The sequence below is a fragment of the Lactobacillus apis genome (genome assembly GCF_003150935.1).
GTDB lineage: Bacteria > Bacillota > Bacilli > Lactobacillales > Lactobacillaceae > Lactobacillus > Lactobacillus apis.
In genome coordinates this window covers 615,177-631,164 of sequence record NZ_CP029476.1, presented here as the reverse complement: position 1 = coordinate 631,164, position 15,988 = coordinate 615,177, and the positions used below count along the sequence as shown (strand labels likewise).

Annotated in this window: 10 protein-coding genes and 1 pseudogene; 5 read left to right on the top strand and 6 right to left on the bottom strand. The window is 36.6% G+C overall.

Annotation, left to right across the window (positions count from 1 at the left end):
• Positions 1-46 precede the first annotated feature (46 nt).
• On the bottom strand, positions 47-1,240 hold the full coding sequence (locus tag DKL56_RS03090) for an MFS transporter (protein WP_109715373.1): 1,194 nt from the start codon (positions 1,238-1,240) through the stop codon (positions 47-49).
• 172 nt (positions 1,241-1,412) lie between these two features.
• Positions 1,413-2,423 carry an AraC family transcriptional regulator gene (locus DKL56_RS03085; RefSeq protein ID WP_074425500.1) on the bottom strand — a complete coding sequence of 337 codons (1,011 nt, stop codon included), beginning with the start codon at positions 2,421-2,423 and terminating at the stop codon, positions 1,413-1,415.
• 158 nt (positions 2,424-2,581) lie between these two features.
• Here DKL56_RS03085 and DKL56_RS03080 point away from each other — a divergent pair, with 158 nt between their 5' ends.
• The 3 genes from DKL56_RS03080 to pgmB are packed head-to-tail and all read left to right on the top strand — an operon-like array spanning position 2,582 to position 7,757.
• Positions 2,582-4,285, top strand: coding sequence for a glycoside hydrolase family 3 protein (locus tag DKL56_RS03080; protein ID WP_109715372.1), 1,704 nt, complete (start codon positions 2,582-2,584; stop codon positions 4,283-4,285).
• A gap of 15 nt (positions 4,286-4,300) precedes the next feature.
• Positions 4,301-7,117, top strand: coding sequence for an alpha-L-rhamnosidase (locus tag DKL56_RS03075; protein ID WP_109716027.1), 2,817 nt, complete (start codon positions 4,301-4,303; stop codon positions 7,115-7,117).
• A complete protein-coding gene (gene pgmB / locus DKL56_RS03070) occupies positions 7,098-7,757 on the top strand; it encodes a beta-phosphoglucomutase (RefSeq protein WP_109715371.1) in 660 nt (219 codons plus the stop codon). The genes DKL56_RS03075 and pgmB overlap by 20 nt, the downstream gene beginning before the upstream one ends.
• Before the next feature lie 100 nt (positions 7,758-7,857).
• Here pgmB and DKL56_RS03065 read toward each other — a convergent pair whose 3' ends face one another.
• The 4 genes from DKL56_RS03065 to DKL56_RS03050 form a co-directional block, all read right to left on the bottom strand.
• Positions 7,858-8,946, bottom strand: coding sequence for a PTS sugar transporter subunit IIC (locus tag DKL56_RS03065; RefSeq protein ID WP_109715370.1), 1,089 nt, complete (start codon positions 8,944-8,946; stop codon positions 7,858-7,860).
• 239 nt (positions 8,947-9,185) lie between these two features.
• Entirely contained in the window at positions 9,186-10,574 is a 1,389-nt protein-coding gene (locus DKL56_RS03060; protein ID WP_109715369.1) for an MFS transporter, read from the bottom strand.
• 112 nt (positions 10,575-10,686) lie between these two features.
• Positions 10,687-12,033 (bottom strand): glucose-6-phosphate isomerase, encoded by a 1,347-nt coding sequence (locus tag DKL56_RS03055; RefSeq protein ID WP_109715368.1) that lies wholly within the window; start codon positions 12,031-12,033, stop codon positions 10,687-10,689.
• 81 nt (positions 12,034-12,114) lie between these two features.
• Positions 12,115-12,738: a VanZ family protein gene (locus DKL56_RS03050; RefSeq protein ID WP_109716026.1), complete on the bottom strand. Its 624-nt coding sequence runs from the start codon at positions 12,736-12,738 to the stop codon at positions 12,115-12,117.
• 145 nt (positions 12,739-12,883) lie between these two features.
• Between DKL56_RS03050 and DKL56_RS03045 the strand changes: the two genes are divergently transcribed.
• Positions 12,884-15,076 carry an LTA synthase family protein gene (locus DKL56_RS03045; RefSeq protein WP_109715367.1) on the top strand — a complete coding sequence of 731 codons (2,193 nt, stop codon included), beginning with the start codon at positions 12,884-12,886 and terminating at the stop codon, positions 15,074-15,076.
• 40 nt (positions 15,077-15,116) lie between these two features.
• Positions 15,117-15,972 (top strand): annotated as a pseudogene (locus tag DKL56_RS03040) (SPFH domain-containing protein).
• The last annotated feature ends 16 nt before the right edge of the window (positions 15,973-15,988 follow it).

Genomic DNA, 15,988 nt, shown 5'->3' with positions numbered 1-15,988 from the left:
GGAGGTGCTGAGCCATTATCAGCACTGGCATATCTAGATTTGGTAATTAAGCTTCTTTTTGTTTGTTCTTTTCTACTCTTGAACCAAAGCGAGTAATGAACAGTGCAGCAGCAGTTACAGCTGAGATTACAATTCCTGCAATATAAGAATCATGTCCTGGTGCAATTTTTACTGCTGCAAGTAACATTGGAACAATCATTCCCGCAATTGAACCAAGTAATGTATTAATTGAAATAGCCAATGGGAATTGCTTCTGGTCTGTCAAAAGAGACATTTCAAATGGAGCTGTGGCATTAACTAGAACAATCCCCATCCCTGAGAAGGCATTACCGATAATGTGAAGCACAACATTTGATGAGAATACAATACAGATGAATGATAGCGCGAATGCAACAAATCCCCAAGCAATTGTATCGCTCTTTGTGAATTTTCTAATATAAGTTAAGAAAGTAGCAGTGATAATACCACCAACATTACCAAGTGCTGTTACCATTGCCACATATGCAGTTCCTTTTCCTTGAGCTGCTAAAACGATAGATTGGTTTGCAAGGAAAGTCATCATTGCTAATGAAAGCATGAAGTTTACAAGATAAAGTACATAAACAAGACCATTAAAGTTCTTTAATAGCTTCCAGAAACTTGTCTTTTCACCAGACTTCTTATCTTTGTCTGAACTAGCAAGCTTACTATCTTGTGGAATCAATAAAAGTGCCAAAATGAAGACAATTAAAGCTAATGCGTATACCCAGAAAAGATTACGCCAATTTGCACTTCCAAGAACTCCTCCAAGAGCGGTAAAGATCATCATTCCGACGTTAGTAACACCTGTTGCCCAACCCATTGTTGTAGCGCGAGCTTCACCTTCGAAGTTCTCTTGTAATAGCACTGGCACAACATTAGTAATTGTTCCCGTACCAAAGCCTACTAAAACCATGCAGGCTAAAATAATATTTAAGCTACTGCTGTAGATAGCTGGAATAACTCCGGCAATTCCAACAACTGCAACTGCTAAAAGACCTAGATTCTTTCTGGTCATTTTAAATGTCAAGTAGGCAAATAAAGCAGTAGCAATAATTTGACCTAATTGAGGAATTGAACCAATTAATTGAACTTTAGAAATTGGCTCAGATGGAAATGATTTTGCAATCGCAGCTATAGCTGAAGTTACAGCAGTTGAGAGCATTAACAATAGGTTCATACTTAGAATACCTATCGCTTTGGATATCTGTTTTTTATTCATTAAATTCTTCTCCTTAGCTAGAATTCGCTTTCAGATTTCACTTAAAAAGTATATTAGCCAGAGCAAGAACTTGACCATATCCAAAAAACAGAAGAATTATATTCATTTCCCAGTTTTCATTTAAAATAACATGTACAAAAAAAGCTGACAAGATATTATATCAGCTACGTTTTTAACTATTTTTATTACGGTATTCAGCTGGTGAAATTCCAAAATATTTTTTGAAAATTTTATAAAAATATGATGGATTTTCATACCCAACTCGATTTGCGATTCGCTCAATTGGAGCAGTGGTATAAGTCAAGTATTCAGCAGCAACATTTATTCTTTGCAGGTGAACCAGCTGAATAAAGGTTTTACCGGTTTGTTTTTTAAGATAATCAGACAAATAATTAGGATTAAAGCCAAAGCGCTTAGCCATTTCTTGTAGGGTTATGTGGCTGTAGTGTTTTTCGATGTATAAAAGAAGTGACAACAGATTATTGTTCTTTTTGCGATAATCTTTTACCTTTATTTCTGAATTTGCTGTCTGACGGATTAACCGCGAAAAAAGTGTGAGCATTTCCAACCTAATCAGCTGGTCAGATTGAATGTCAGGATGATAATATTCATCGATTACATCATAGATAAGCTCAGTTATTTTTCGATCATGATTTGTTTTGAATAGACTATATCTTCCTTCACCATATTCTTCATCAGACAAAAGTGAGAAAAGAATATTTGAGATATTTGAACTATTCTTTTTGTTTTTTAAATAATCTAGTTCATTTAGTGAAAAAGCTGAGCTTCGCAAGGCAATATTTACTACTATTCCATTTTTACTAATCGGTTTCACTTTATGAACGGTTCGATTGCCCATAAAAATCAAATCATCCTGATTGACCTTGACTTCTGAATGCTCTAATACCACAGTGCAATCCTCCACTAAGGGTATCATAATCTCAATATAATTATGAAGATGATACGGTACGAATGATTCAGTTGGCTGCACCGCAATTGAAATTGAACTACTGTTTAAAGTCAAATCATCTGAATATGTGTCAAAAAAACGATAAATTGGCTCATCGTTTACCTTGCCTACTCTTTTAGTCAAATTACCGCTTTCTTTAACAGTAGCAAGCACATCTTCCCAATCTCTCGGCGCATTGTTTTTCCTAAGTAAACTCAATACTTGGTCTTTCATTTTTACCTCCTTTTATGATATTTTCAACCTAAAAGCCTTTAAAAATAAAACTGTGATATCAACACAACTTTTATGACTTTTGGCAATAGCACAAAAACAAACACTAGATTAAAATAAACTCGAAATCAATTTATATTTATAGCACACGGAGGAAAAATATGACAGACTTATCGAAAAAGCCTTATAACTTGTCTGCTTCACAAATCGACTTTGTAAAGCAAAAAGTAGCAAGCATGTCGACAGAAGCTAAAATTGGACAATTATTTTTCGTTATTGGTGAAGACGAAGAAAATACAGATTTAAAAGAATTCGTTAAAAAGTATCAACCAGGCGGAATCATGTACCGTCCTGACGCTGCTAAAAAGCTGCAACATGAAATTGCCACTTCACAAGAAGCAAGTGATATTCCACTATTAATTGCCGCAAACCTTGAAGCTGGTGGTAACGGCTTGGTTAATGAAGGTACTTGGGTTGGGCGTCCACTTCAAGTGGCGGCAACTGATAATCCAGAAAACGCATATAACCTCGGTGATGTTTCAGGTTATGAAGCAAAACAAGTTGGTGGCAACATGTCTTTTGCACCAATTGTTGACCTTGACTTAAACTTCCGCAATCCAATTATGAACTCACGTACTTTTGGTAGTGATAAGGACCGCGTAATTAAAATGTCCGATGCAGAAATCGAAGGACTTAATGCTAACCACGTTATTCCTGTTGCTAAACACTTCCCTGGTGACGGTGTTGATGAACGCGACCAACACCTTTTAAGTTCAATCAATTCACTTTCTGCTGATGAATGGATGGAATCATACGGTGAAATATACCACCACTTAATCGAAAATGGCTTGCCAAGTATTATGATTGCTCATATTATGCAACCTGCTTGGGAACAAAAATTACAACCAGGAATTGAAGATAAGGACTTGCGCCCTGCCTCAACTTCTAAATTGTTAATTGATGGCTTACTTCGCGACGTTTTAAACTTCAACGGTTTGACAATTACAGACGCTACGCCAATGATTGGTTACAATGCAATCATGCCACGTTCTGAAGCTTTACCAGCTACAATTAACGCAGGAATCGACATGATTTTATTCAACAAAGACATTGACGAAGATTACAAGTTCGTCACTGATGCAGTGGCTAACGGTACCATTTCAATGGACAGAGTGGATGAAGCTGTTACTAGAATTATCGGAACTAAGGTAGCACAAGGTGTTATGAACACTGATTGTGAACTTTGTGAACCTACTTCAAGTAACATTGACTTAAAGCTTGCTGAACATGAAAAGTTAGCTGCTAAAGTTGCAACTGAATCAGTTACCCTTGTTAAAGATCGTGACAACTTGTTGCCAATTACACCTAAAAAATATCCTCGTGTTCGCCTAGTAGTTTTAGGTGACAACGATGACGGTGGCTTTAAAGAAGGTGGCAAGGTTACTGCTAAATTTAAGGAAAAACTTGAAGAAAAAGGCTTTGAAGTTACTGTCTTTGATCGCCAACACTTAAACTTCCAAGAAGTATTTGCAGGTGGTGTTCAATACGAAAAAGACCAATTTGACTTAGCTTTTTACGTTGGTAACGTTGAAACTGCTTCTAATCAAACCACTACCCGTCTTGACTGGATTCACTTAATGGCTGCTGATGCTCCATGGTTCATGAAAGACATTCCAACTGTTTTTGTTTCAACTTGCAACCCATATCACCTCTTCGATATTCCAATGGTTTCAACTTACGTCAACGCATATACAGGTAATGACGTTACCATTGATGCATTGCTAAGAAAGATGACCGGCGAAGAAAAATTCATTGGTACTAACCCAGTTGATCCATTCTGTGGTCGTTTTGACACACGCTTGTAAAGGGAGCTAAAAATGATCGAAATTAGTCAAATTTCAATTAACCATATGACCACTCCACTTGGTTTTGACTTATATAACCATTTACATATTGAATTTAGTGTAAATAGCTCTAAACCTATGACGGAAACCAAAAAAAGAGTCATTATAAAAACCGATGAAGTTGTTTACGACTCTGATTGGCAAAACTATGACAATAACTTTTTTGATTTTGCAATCGAGTTAGAACCTCGTACCCACTATACAGTGTCAGTTTCCGTTCAAAATGCCGGTGATGAAATAACTAAGGATAGTTTTTTCGAAACTGGAAAAATAACTGAACCATTTTCAGCTAACTGGATTGGAAACAGTAACAAAGATTTACAAAATACTTTGTTAAGAAAAGAATTTGCATTAGATAAAGAAATTGCTGATGCACGTCTTTACATGACTGGTTTAGGTGTTTACGAAGTTTACTTCAACAACGAAAAAATTGGTGACGAGTTGCTTGCTCCTGGTGTAACTGCCTATGATCAAGTAACCCAAGTTCAGACATATGATGTCACTAGTTTTTTACAAAAAACTCAAAAGCATGAATTATTGATTTCTCTAGGCGACGGTTGGTATAAAGGAAACTTCGGCTTTGACGGCGGTCAAGAAAATATTTATGGTGATCGTCAAATGGCCATTGCAGAACTGCATTTAACCTTTGCTGATGGGACTGAAGAAGTAATTAACACGGATGATTCATGGCAAACAACTTCTGGAAAAGTTACTAAGTCGGCAATTTACTATGGTGAGGATTTAGACGACACAAAGGAAATTACTAACTGGGAACCAGCAGTAATCATTGATCATTCAAAAGAAATTCTGCATGATCGTTTAAGCTTGCCACTTAAAGTTGAAGAATACTTACCAGTTAAAGAAATCATTCAAACTCCTGCTGGTGAAACTGTCTTAGATTTTGGCCAAAATCATGCTGGTTGGCCTGAACTCTTCAACCATGAACCTGCAGGACAAACAATTGAACTTCAAGTTGGAGAAATTTTACAAAACGGTAATTTTTATCGTGACAACCTTCGTGAAGCCCGCGCAGCCTTTAAGTATACTTCTGATGGCAAAGAAAAATGGGTTCGTCCCCACTTTACTTACTATGGTTACCGCTATGCAAAAGTTACAGGTAATACCAAGCCACTTAAGAAGGAAGATTTCCGTTCAGCAGTCATCTACTCCGACATGAAAACGACTGGTGGAATTACGACGAATAATGCGAAAGTCAATCGTCTTTTGCAAAACGTAATATGGGGCCAAAAGAGCAATTTCTTTGATGTCCCTACTGACTGCCCTCAACGTGATGAACGTCTCGGTTGGACTGGGGATGCAGATGTATTTTCAGCAACAGCCGTTTTGAACATGGATACCTATGCATTCTTTAAGAAATATGCACGTGATATGCAAATCGAACAGAATGCTCATGATGGCATGCTCACAATGTATGCTCCAGCAATGGGTAATGGTAGCGGTGGCGCTGCAATTTGGGGTGATGCTGCAACAATTATTCCATGGACTGTTTACCAAGCATATAATGATCCTGCTATTTTGCGTCAAAATTACTCAAGCATGAAAGCTTGGGTTGAATGGATTGGTAAAAATACTTCAACTAAGAACCTTTGGACAGGTTGCTTCCAATTCGGTGACTGGCTTTCACTTGATGGTGAAAATCCAGCAATGCCAACTGGTAAAACTGATGAAGACTTCATTGCTTCTGTTTACTATTACTACTCTACTTCTATTGTCGCTGAAACAGCACAAATACTTGGTTTTAGCGATGATGCTGCTAAGTACTCAAAACAAACTAAAGCAATTAAAAAAGCTATTTCTAACGAATATATTACTGCAACTGGACGTTTATCAATTGATACACAAACAGCTTATGCGTTGGCTCTAGCCTTTGATTTAGTACCTAATGAGCAAAAGCAACGTGTCGTTAAAGACCTAGTTGCTCGCCTTGGTAAAGATAATAACCATCTAAAGACTGGTTTTGTTGGTACACCAATTGTTTGTCGTGTTCTTTCTGAAAACGGCGAACACAAGCTTGCAACACAAATCTTCTTAAATGAAGACTTCCCAAGTTGGCTTTATGCAGTTAATTTAGGTGCAACAACAATTTGGGAACGTTGGAATTCAGTTATGCCTGATGGCTCAATGAATCCTGAAGGAATGAACTCACTTAACCACTACTCTATTGGTGCGATCATGCAGTGGGTTTACCAGCAAGTACTTGGAATCAGTTCTCAAACAAATGGCTATCAAGAAGTCACTTTGGCACCACAATTTGATTACCGTCTCAAGCATGTTCAAGGTCATTATGAAAGTTCATACGGTGATCTTCAAATTGAATACCAACTTGAAACTGATGAACAACACACAATCAAGCTCAACCTGAATATTCCATTTGGTCAACAAGTAACAGTAAAATTACCACGTGCTACAGGTGAAGTTCAGCTTAATGGTGAAGCCACTAGTCTGCCACTTAAGCTAACCGGTGGACAATATTCTATCAGTTATGTTCCAAGTTCTAGCTATATCGAATACTACAACATTGATATGCCAGCCAAAGACCTTATGGCAGATTCTGAATTAGTAGAAAAATTGTCACCACTGAATGATGTCTTTGGTTTCTTACAAGATCAAAATAACCTTGACACATTTGGTGGAAGTTCATTAATTGAAATGAATACAATGTTACCATTTGTTAATATCTCCGATGAAGATTTCGCTAACATCAAAGCTGTTTTAGCAGAGACTCCATTGGCTAGTGAAAGGAAGTTTTTAAATGAAGGGCGTACTATTTGATCTTGATGGTGTAATTGCCGATACTTCGGTTTACCACTTTCAAGCCTGGCGAAAACTCATCAAAGACCACTTTAATCGCGAATTACCTGATGAATTAGAAGTCCAAACTAAAGGCGTAAGTCGTGCTGATTCACTTACTGCAATTCTGAACTATTTAGACATTAAAGTAACTGATTCTGAATTTAACAAAATGACTGAAGAAAAGAATGATGTTTTTCGTGAGTTATTAGCCAACTTAACCCCTGCTAATATCCTACCTGGAATATCTGAACTTATTTCTGAACTTAAGGCACATAATGTTAAGCTTTCACTAGCTTCTGCAAGCTTGAACGGTCCTTATATTCTAGAGAAACTGGAGCTTATTAATACTTTCGATGCAATTGCTGACCCTAGCAAGGTTGCAGCAGGAAAACCAGCGCCTGATATTTTCATCGCCGCAGCTGATGCCATTAACTTATCTCCTAAAGAATGCGTTGGCATCGAAGATTCAATCGCTGGAATTAAAGCAATAAATTCTTCAGGTGCCTTTTCAGTAGGTGTTGGTAATGAAAATGAACTTAGCGAAGCCTACTTGCTCTATTCTGATACCTCCAAATTAAGCTATGAGCAAATAAATGCCGCATGGAAAAAGCATAATTAAAACAACTTATATCTATCCTTTGAATTAAAAAACTAACTAAAAATCAAATCAAACAAAAATAGCCAATTTCCTTACCGAAATTGGCTATTTTCTTTATTTTTTATTCACCTAAATAAGCAAAAACTACTTTTTCATCATAGATGTGAAGCACTTTTTCAAATAAAAAGCGACAAATTACTGCAACAATTGCTGGAATAACAATCCAAACAAGCAGTGCCATTATGAAATTCAAACTGTACTTACCTGCATCCATTGAAGCCAGTGGTCCAACAATGCCTACAAGACCAAATCCTGCTGATGCAGGAGTCCCAGATACATGGAATAATGCGACAGGTATTGCGGACACAATTGCTGTGATTAGTGAGGGCAGAAGAATAATTGGATGTCTAAATAGATTTGGCATCATCATTTTCATTGCGCCTAACGCAATTGCAATTGTTACCCCTGATTTGTTTGTGCGCCAAGAATGAACAACTAGCACAATTGTCGTTGCTGCTACACCCATAGCTGCAGCACCAGCTGAAAGCCCGTTTAATTGAATTGCCATGCCAATCGCAACCGTTGAAATTGGTGAAACAATCAAAATACTAAACATGCAGGAAATCAATATACACATTAAAATTGGTTGTAAATCAGTAAATGAATTAATGACATTTCCTAACCAAGTGGTAATTTTACTTACATAAGGTAAAATTAATAACCCGATCCAGCCTGCGCCAACTCCAATAATAATCGGAGCAGCTACAATTTTTACTGATCCAAAACGTTCCCCCACTAGAAATAGTAGGAAAACAGCTAGACCTGCAGTAATCATAGTATTAATCAAATCACCAGTTCCAGCAGAAACAAACACACCTTGTGCTTTAGTTGCTGGATTGACAATTTGCGGAACAAATTTAGTTACGCCTGATCCGACATATGCTGCTGCAGCTACAATAGCTACATCCAACGGAACCATTTTAAATTGGATTGCTATTAATGCCCCAATCAACAACGGTGTCGCACATTGGAAAATCAGTAATGCCTGACCGATACTGGCGGTAATTGCATTCTGCCCAAATAACTTTAAAATTGCGCTTACTACTGCATTAGGAATCAAACCAACAATGATCCCAGTTGCAGTTCCTGCTAGAATATTGTTAAAAAATGTTTTGATTGTTAATTTGTTTGTTGTGGTTGTGTCAGCCATAAGAAATACTCCTTCGAATTAATTTTTAATGTTGATTGCATTTAAAAATAATTCGTTGCAAGTAAAAACGGCTTGAATTCAGCTGCATTCTTTTTTCCTCCCGTTCAAAGATATTATCAATAGTTTAACATGATAAATTTAAAAATAAAGGAAAAATTAAATAAAAATGAGTTAGATTCATTAAAAAAAGGAAAGCCACCATATTACGCTTTCCTTTTCATTTCTATAACAACGCACTTCTATTTATTTCTTGCTTCTAACCTAAATAAATTTAGATAACTTAAGAAAATAATGACACTAATGATTGACATAACTAAGAAAGCAACCTGACTTCCCTGGGCAGTTAAAACAGAATAATTGCCTGGCTTTTTTTGCCATGCTGAAATAATTGTTGCCATAACCGTTGTTCCCATTGAGCCAGCATACTGTTGACCAGTCTGAAAGACAGCGGTAGCATCAGTATGTAATTCATCTGGTTGCAATTTGGATGCTTCAGCCATTGTATTGTTGAACGCCATTTGTCTCCCAATAATCATAATGCCGTAGAAGACGCCCACCATAACTGTTGAGATTTTCAGACCGAAAATGGTAAATAGTATACTTGCCGTAAAGCAAAAGATTGTACCAGTTAAAAATGGAAGTTTTGGCCCTTTTTGATCATAGATATGTCCAAACCACGGATTCAAAAAGCCACTTAAAATGCATCCCGGAAGTAAAACTAACCCGCCAATGAGTGAACTTTCATGATTAACAATCTGAACATAGTTTGGCAACACGAAACTAGTGCCAATATTAATAAACTGCAGTAATAAATAAGAAATCATCGCAAAAACAAATGCTTTATTTTTGAAAATATCTAAGTTGATTAGCTTCTTTTTGCTCTTCTTCGACAGTTTGATAAAAAGGAACACCAGCGCTGCAACAACAGCCATACTTATCCAAAAATATGGATCACCGATGCCATTACTAATTCGATTAAAGCCCAAGTTAAAGATAATCATAGCCGCAACAATCACAAAGTAACTCGCCCAATCAAAGCTTGGATGCTTTTTTTCGTGGTATTGCTCAATTGACAGAGCTCCGATGATTAGTACGACTACAGCAATTAAAGCAACAATATGAAAAATTAACGGCCAGCCAAAATAATAAACAACTGTCCCACCAAATGTTGGTCCTAAAGATGGGGCAAGAATAACTACTAGACCAGTTAATCCCATATAAAAGCCCCATTTTTCCTGCGGCATTAGTTCAACAACCAAATTAAACATCAGTGGAATTGACAAACCAGCTCCCACAGATGAAATGAGTCTTCCTGCAAGCAAAACCCAAAAATTTGGTGCAAGTCCAGCAACTACTGAGCCGCCAATAAATGAAATAGCTGCAGTTAAAAACAGCTGTTTAGCCGAAAAGCGCTCGTTTAAATATGAACTTGCAACCATAATAACTGCAATTGTTAAAAGATACCCTGTAGTGGTCCATTGAACAAGTCCTAGACCAATGTGAAATTGTTTCATTAGCGTAGGAAAGGTAACGTTCAAACTTGTTTCGGTTAGGATTGATACAAATGCCATCAGTGCGCAGCTAACAATTGCTAGAATATGTTTTGGCGACTCTTTTTTTCTTTCCATTCTTGTAAACCTCCCTGTAATAAAAAAGAGTAAAAAGCTAATTAGCTTTTACCCTTTCCAATCCTTAATCGGTTTTCACCGATCAGATAACAATGTACAGGACAAATTATCCTTATTCTTGCTCAAAACGTGATACTAAGTTATCGTGTAAAGCTTCGTAACCTGGTTTGTTTAATAAACCAAACATGTTACGTTTGTATTCTTCAACACCTGGTTGGTTAAATGGATTAATGCCATTGAGGTAGCCAGAAATTGAAATGGCTAACTCGAAGAAGTAAATGAGGTAACCTAATGTGTGCTCAGTTTGATCTGGAATATTAACAGTCATAACTGGTACGCCACCATCAGTGTGAGCCAAAACAACACCTTCGTATGCACGATCGTTAACAAAGTTTAAGCTCTTTCCTTCTAAGAAGTTCAATTGATCTAAATTACGATCATCCGAAGGAATCTCTACATCGTTTGCAGGATTTTCAACTCTAATAACTGTTTCAAATAAGTTACGTAAGCCTTCTTGAATGTATTGACCTAATGAGTGAAGATCAGTTGTAAAGTTTGCACTTGCTGGCCAAATGCCCTTGTTATCTTTACCTTCTGATTCACCCATTAATTGCTTGCACCACTCACTAAACATTCTCAAAGTTGGTTCGTAGTTTTCGACAATTTCAGTAGTGTATCCTTTACGGTATAAGATATTACGTAAAGCAGCGTATTGGTATGGTGTTGCCTTTGATAAGTCAGTATCAGTGTATTCGCTACGTGCATCAGCAGCACCTTGCATAAGTTGATCAATATCAGCACCAGAAACAGCGATTGGTAATAAACCAACAGCAGAAAGGACGCTGAAACGACCACCAATGTCATCTGGAACAACAAATTCTTCATAGCCTTCAGCATCTGCTTCAGTCTTAAGAGCACCTTTAGCACGGTCAGTTGTAGCAAAGATACGTTTTTGAGCTTCTTCTTTACCGTATTTCTTAATTAACTTATCTTTAAAGATTCTGAATGCAACAGCAGGTTCTGTGGTTGTACCAGATTTAGAAATAACGTTAATGCTAAAGTCCTTATCTCCTAACCATTCAATCAAATCGTGAAGATATGAACCAGAAAGTGAGTTACCACAAAAGACAACAGTTGGATACTTATCCTTGCCCTTACCATAAAAAGCGCTATTTAAGAATTCAATGGCAGCTTGGGCTCCAAGGTATGAGCCACCGATACCAATACAAATCAAAACTTCCGAATCGGCTTGAATTTTTGCAGCTGCTTTTTTAATACGAGCGAATTCTTCTTTGTCGTAATCAACTGGTAAGTCAATCCAACCTAAAAAGTCACTACCTGCACCGGTACCTTCCTTTAATTCCTTAGATGCAGCATCAACCATTGCTTGCATTTCGCCTAGTTCATTTTCGTGAACAAATGGTGTTAATTTACTGCTATCGAATTTAATTAAACTCATAAAATACGCTCCCTTTATTGAATTAAATATCTATTTCACAAAACCATTTTAGCAATCTTATTTTATAAATACCAGCGCTTTTTAAATTGTTTTCAGCTTTACTCGTAATTGTTGAAAAAGCCAGTATAGTAAATAACCCAAGGCCGCCCCACAACTATTAAAGAAGACATCATCAATGTCACTCACACCGGTTGCGAGTAAAAACTGCATTGTTTCAATAAAAACTGAAAATAAGACGCCTGCTACTAACACCCTGATAAAAGTTTGCTTTTTTGAAAAAACAAATGGTGCTAAAAAGCCGAATGGTAAAAAGCAAGCAACATTACCTAATGAATTGTATATAAAATCCAGCCGACTCTGGGCATAGTACATCTTCCAAGTTTCTTTCATAAATACGAGATTAATATCACTTAGCGGTCGATGGAAATTGAAAGAAAGTTGCCATGGGAAATAGGTTCGGCGAAAAGTGGTTAACATTAAAATCAAAATTAAATAAAAAGCAAACAGCCATACCGTCGCTTCTGATTTAAGTGTTCGCCTTCGTCTTACCACCATTAACCAAAACAAACGCAAAATCATGAAAACCCAAAAATAAAAAATTGTCTTATCAAATGCCAACATAATTAACTTAATTAAGGCAAAATGATTAACTTTAGTTGCATAACTTTGAGCAATTAAGTTATATAGCGGTCCTAGAAATATCATTTTCAGTTCAAGTCCTATAAATTTAGTGTTCATCTAGATTATACCCAATCTTTGCCAAATTTTTCTTAAAAAAGGACTAACAATTCAGAAATGATTGTCTAAAGTGCGCGAAAATTCTAAAATAATTAAATAAGGAGAGTTCAACTTGAAAAAAAAGAAGCTGATTAATTTTATCCAAACCCGTACAGGCTTTTTTTGTCTGTTGGTTATTTTGTTTACATTAAAATATATTTTTGCCGCCTATCATGATTTTAACCTAGGCATTAATGATCCCTACCAACACATTATCATGTGGATCAGCCCTATCGGATCGGCAGTTTTATTACTAAGCATTGGATTTTACTTTTCTAAGCCAGTCGTATCCTATGTCATCATGTTATTAATGGATTTTGCCAATACTGGTTTGCTCTTTGCTAACATCTTAAATTATCGACAATTTGCAGACTTCATTACTGTTAAAACAATGACTAATGCAGCTAAAGTAGCACCCGGTCTCGGAAAAAGTGCTGTCGCCCTATTAAAGCCCTCTGACCTGATTTTATGGCTCGACTTAATTATTGTGATAGGACTTTTGCTTGCTCATAAAATCAAAATTGACCAAAAATCATATGGATTACTAACTCCATTTACGATTACAACGTGTGGGGCCCTAATTTTAAGTCTCAATGTTTTTTTAGCAGAATCGTCACGTCCTCGACTTTTAGGGACAACTTTTGATCGTTCTTACATTGTTAAGTATCTAGGAATTGATACTTTTACCGTGTACGACGGCGTGAAAAATGAACAAACTGAACAAGTAAATCGTAATGCTAACACCGCTGACTTAAACAAAATATTGACTTATACACGTAAAAATAAATTACCAGTTAGCCCTCAGTATTATGGTGCTGCCAAAGGCAAAAACGTCATTGTAATCCACCTAGAGAGTTTCCAGCAATTCGTAATCGATCTCAAAATTAACGGCAAGGAAGTCACACCTTTTCTTAACTCAATCTATCATAGTCGTCATTCACTTAGTTTTTCTAATTTCTACCATCAAGTTGGAATTGGTCGTACTAGTGACGCAGAAAACATGCTTGAAACAAGCACATTTGGTATCTCAGACGGTTCACTTTTTACTGCGCTAGGTAGTTCAAATACCTTCCAAGCTGCTCCACAAATTTTACGCGAAAATGGCAATTACACTTCAGCCGTTTTTCACGGTAATGTTGGTTCATTTTGGAATCGTGACGATGTCTACAAAAATATGGGCTATAACTATTTCTTTGACCAAAATTATTACAGTCATGATCAAAGCGATAGTATTGGCTACGGAATTAAAGATAAAGTCATGTTCGCTGAAAGTGTTAAATATCTTGAACGCATGCAACAACCTTTTTATAGCAAATTTATCACCGTTACCAATCATACCCCGTTTGATATGGATGAAGAAGATCGCGATCCAAACTTTAAAACTGCGGATACATCTGATAAAGCTATCAACAACTACTTTGAAACAGCTCACTATCTTGATCAAGCAATCAGGGAATTTTTCAACTATTTAAATAAATCTGGTTTAATGAAAAACACCGTGGTAATGATTTATGGTGATCACTACGGCTTAAGTAATTCCGAAAATGAAACCTTGGCCCCTATTATTGGTGAAAGCTCGGATACTTGGAATAGTTATAATAATGTCCAAATGCAACGTGTGCCGTTTATGCTTTACTCGCCTAGCTTAAAGGGCAAGATTATGAACGAAGTTGCAGGAGAAATTGATGTTCTGCCTACACTACTTCACTTACTTGGCATTTCCAACAAGAACTATATTCAGTTCGGTAATGACCTGCTATCACCGAAGTATAAACCATGGATTGTTTTCAGAAATGGCACAATTGTCAGTCAAAAATACGTTATTATCGGTGGAAAAGGTAAAAAGGGCACTGTTTACGATCGAATCAGCGGTAAAGAAATTATCAATTATACTGAAAAAGAAAACAAAGAAATTGCTGAACTAGCCAAAAAAGGAAAGATGGCTCTTAAGTACTCTGATTTGCTCAATAACCATAACCTTTTACGTTTTTACACCCCGAAGGGATTCAAACCAGTTGATCCAGGTCAATTCGATTACTTGAGTAACTTCCAGCAAATGGAAGCCTTAAGAGCAAAATTAAAGACCAAATCAACAGCACTAATCTCCACACATAAGCGCTCCACTACTCGCTTTTACCGTACTGATGCCCCTGAATTAAATGGTCGCCACAATGAAATAACTGAAATTCCTGAATCAGTGGCAGAAAATCATTTAGATAAAAAAAGGGATAATGATAGCCAAAAGAAAAAAAGAGAATATAATTAAGACATAGTTAATCTTTTTATAATTTGAGGTGTTTTAAACTATGGTCTATTTAATTTTGGTTATTGTCGTTATCCTTTTATTCCTATCGTGTTGCCGAGTTGTTCCTCAAAATAATGAAGGACTCATCGAAACTCTAGGTAAATACTCAAGAACAGTAAAAGCAGGCCTTGTTTTTGTCATACCTGTAATTCAAAGGTTGCGCCGTGTTTCATTAGCAATGTTTCCAGCAGAAATTTCTAAGTACTCAATTATTACTAAGGACAATGCTGAAATCACCACTAGTTTGACGTTAAACTATTTAGTAACTGATTCATATAAGTACTTTTACAACAATACCGATTCAGTTAAGTCGATGGTTGAATTAATTAGAGGACACTTACGCGATATCATTGGTCGGATGGACTTAAACGATGCCCTTGGTTCAACTAGTAAAATCAATTCACAACTTGCTGATGCAATTGGCGATTTGACAGATTTATATGGTTCGTGTCAATATTGATGAATTACTTCCTAGTGTTGAAATTCAAAAGGCAATGGATAAACAACTAACTGCTGATAGAGAAAAAATTGCAGCAATTGAAAAAGCCGAAGGTGAAGTTAAAAACATTGAATTAACCACTAAGGCCAAAAATGAGGCATTAATTGCCACTGCAAAGGCTAAAGCTGAAGCTGTCAAAACTGAAGCCGATGCTGAGGCATACCGAATTAATCAGCTACAGGCAAGCTTGGATAAAGCTTCAGATGGTTACTTTAGAAACCAAAGCCTAGATAGTTTTAACAAGCTTGCTTCTGGTCCTTCTAACCTAATTGTAGTCGATAAAGATGATATGACTAACTTAGGTGCAGTACCTGCTACAGCAAAAATTTGGCAAAAATCTACTGACAAAAAAGAATAAACAAAAAGCACTTCAG

Excerpts from the sequence above, each read along its gene's own strand:
- DKL56_RS03090 (WP_109715373.1), bottom strand. The coding sequence starts at position 1,240 with ATGAATAAAAAACAGATATCCAAAGCGATAGGTATTCTAAGTATGAAC.
- DKL56_RS03085 (WP_074425500.1), bottom strand. The coding sequence starts at position 2,423 with ATGAAAGACCAAGTATTGAGTTTACTTAGGAAAAACAATGCGCCGAGA.
- DKL56_RS03080 (WP_109715372.1), top strand. The coding sequence starts at position 2,582 with ATGACAGACTTATCGAAAAAGCCTTATAACTTGTCTGCTTCACAAATC.
- pgmB (WP_109715371.1), top strand. The coding sequence starts at position 7,098 with ATGAAGGGCGTACTATTTGATCTTGATGGTGTAATTGCCGATACTTCG.
- DKL56_RS03065 (WP_109715370.1), bottom strand. The coding sequence starts at position 8,946 with ATGGCTGACACAACCACAACAAACAAATTAACAATCAAAACATTTTTT.
- DKL56_RS03060 (WP_109715369.1), bottom strand. The coding sequence starts at position 10,574 with ATGGAAAGAAAAAAAGAGTCGCCAAAACATATTCTAGCAATTGTTAGC.
- DKL56_RS03055 (WP_109715368.1), bottom strand. The coding sequence starts at position 12,033 with ATGAGTTTAATTAAATTCGATAGCAGTAAATTAACACCATTTGTTCAC.
- DKL56_RS03050 (WP_109716026.1), bottom strand. The coding sequence starts at position 12,738 with ATGATATTTCTAGGACCGCTATATAACTTAATTGCTCAAAGTTATGCA.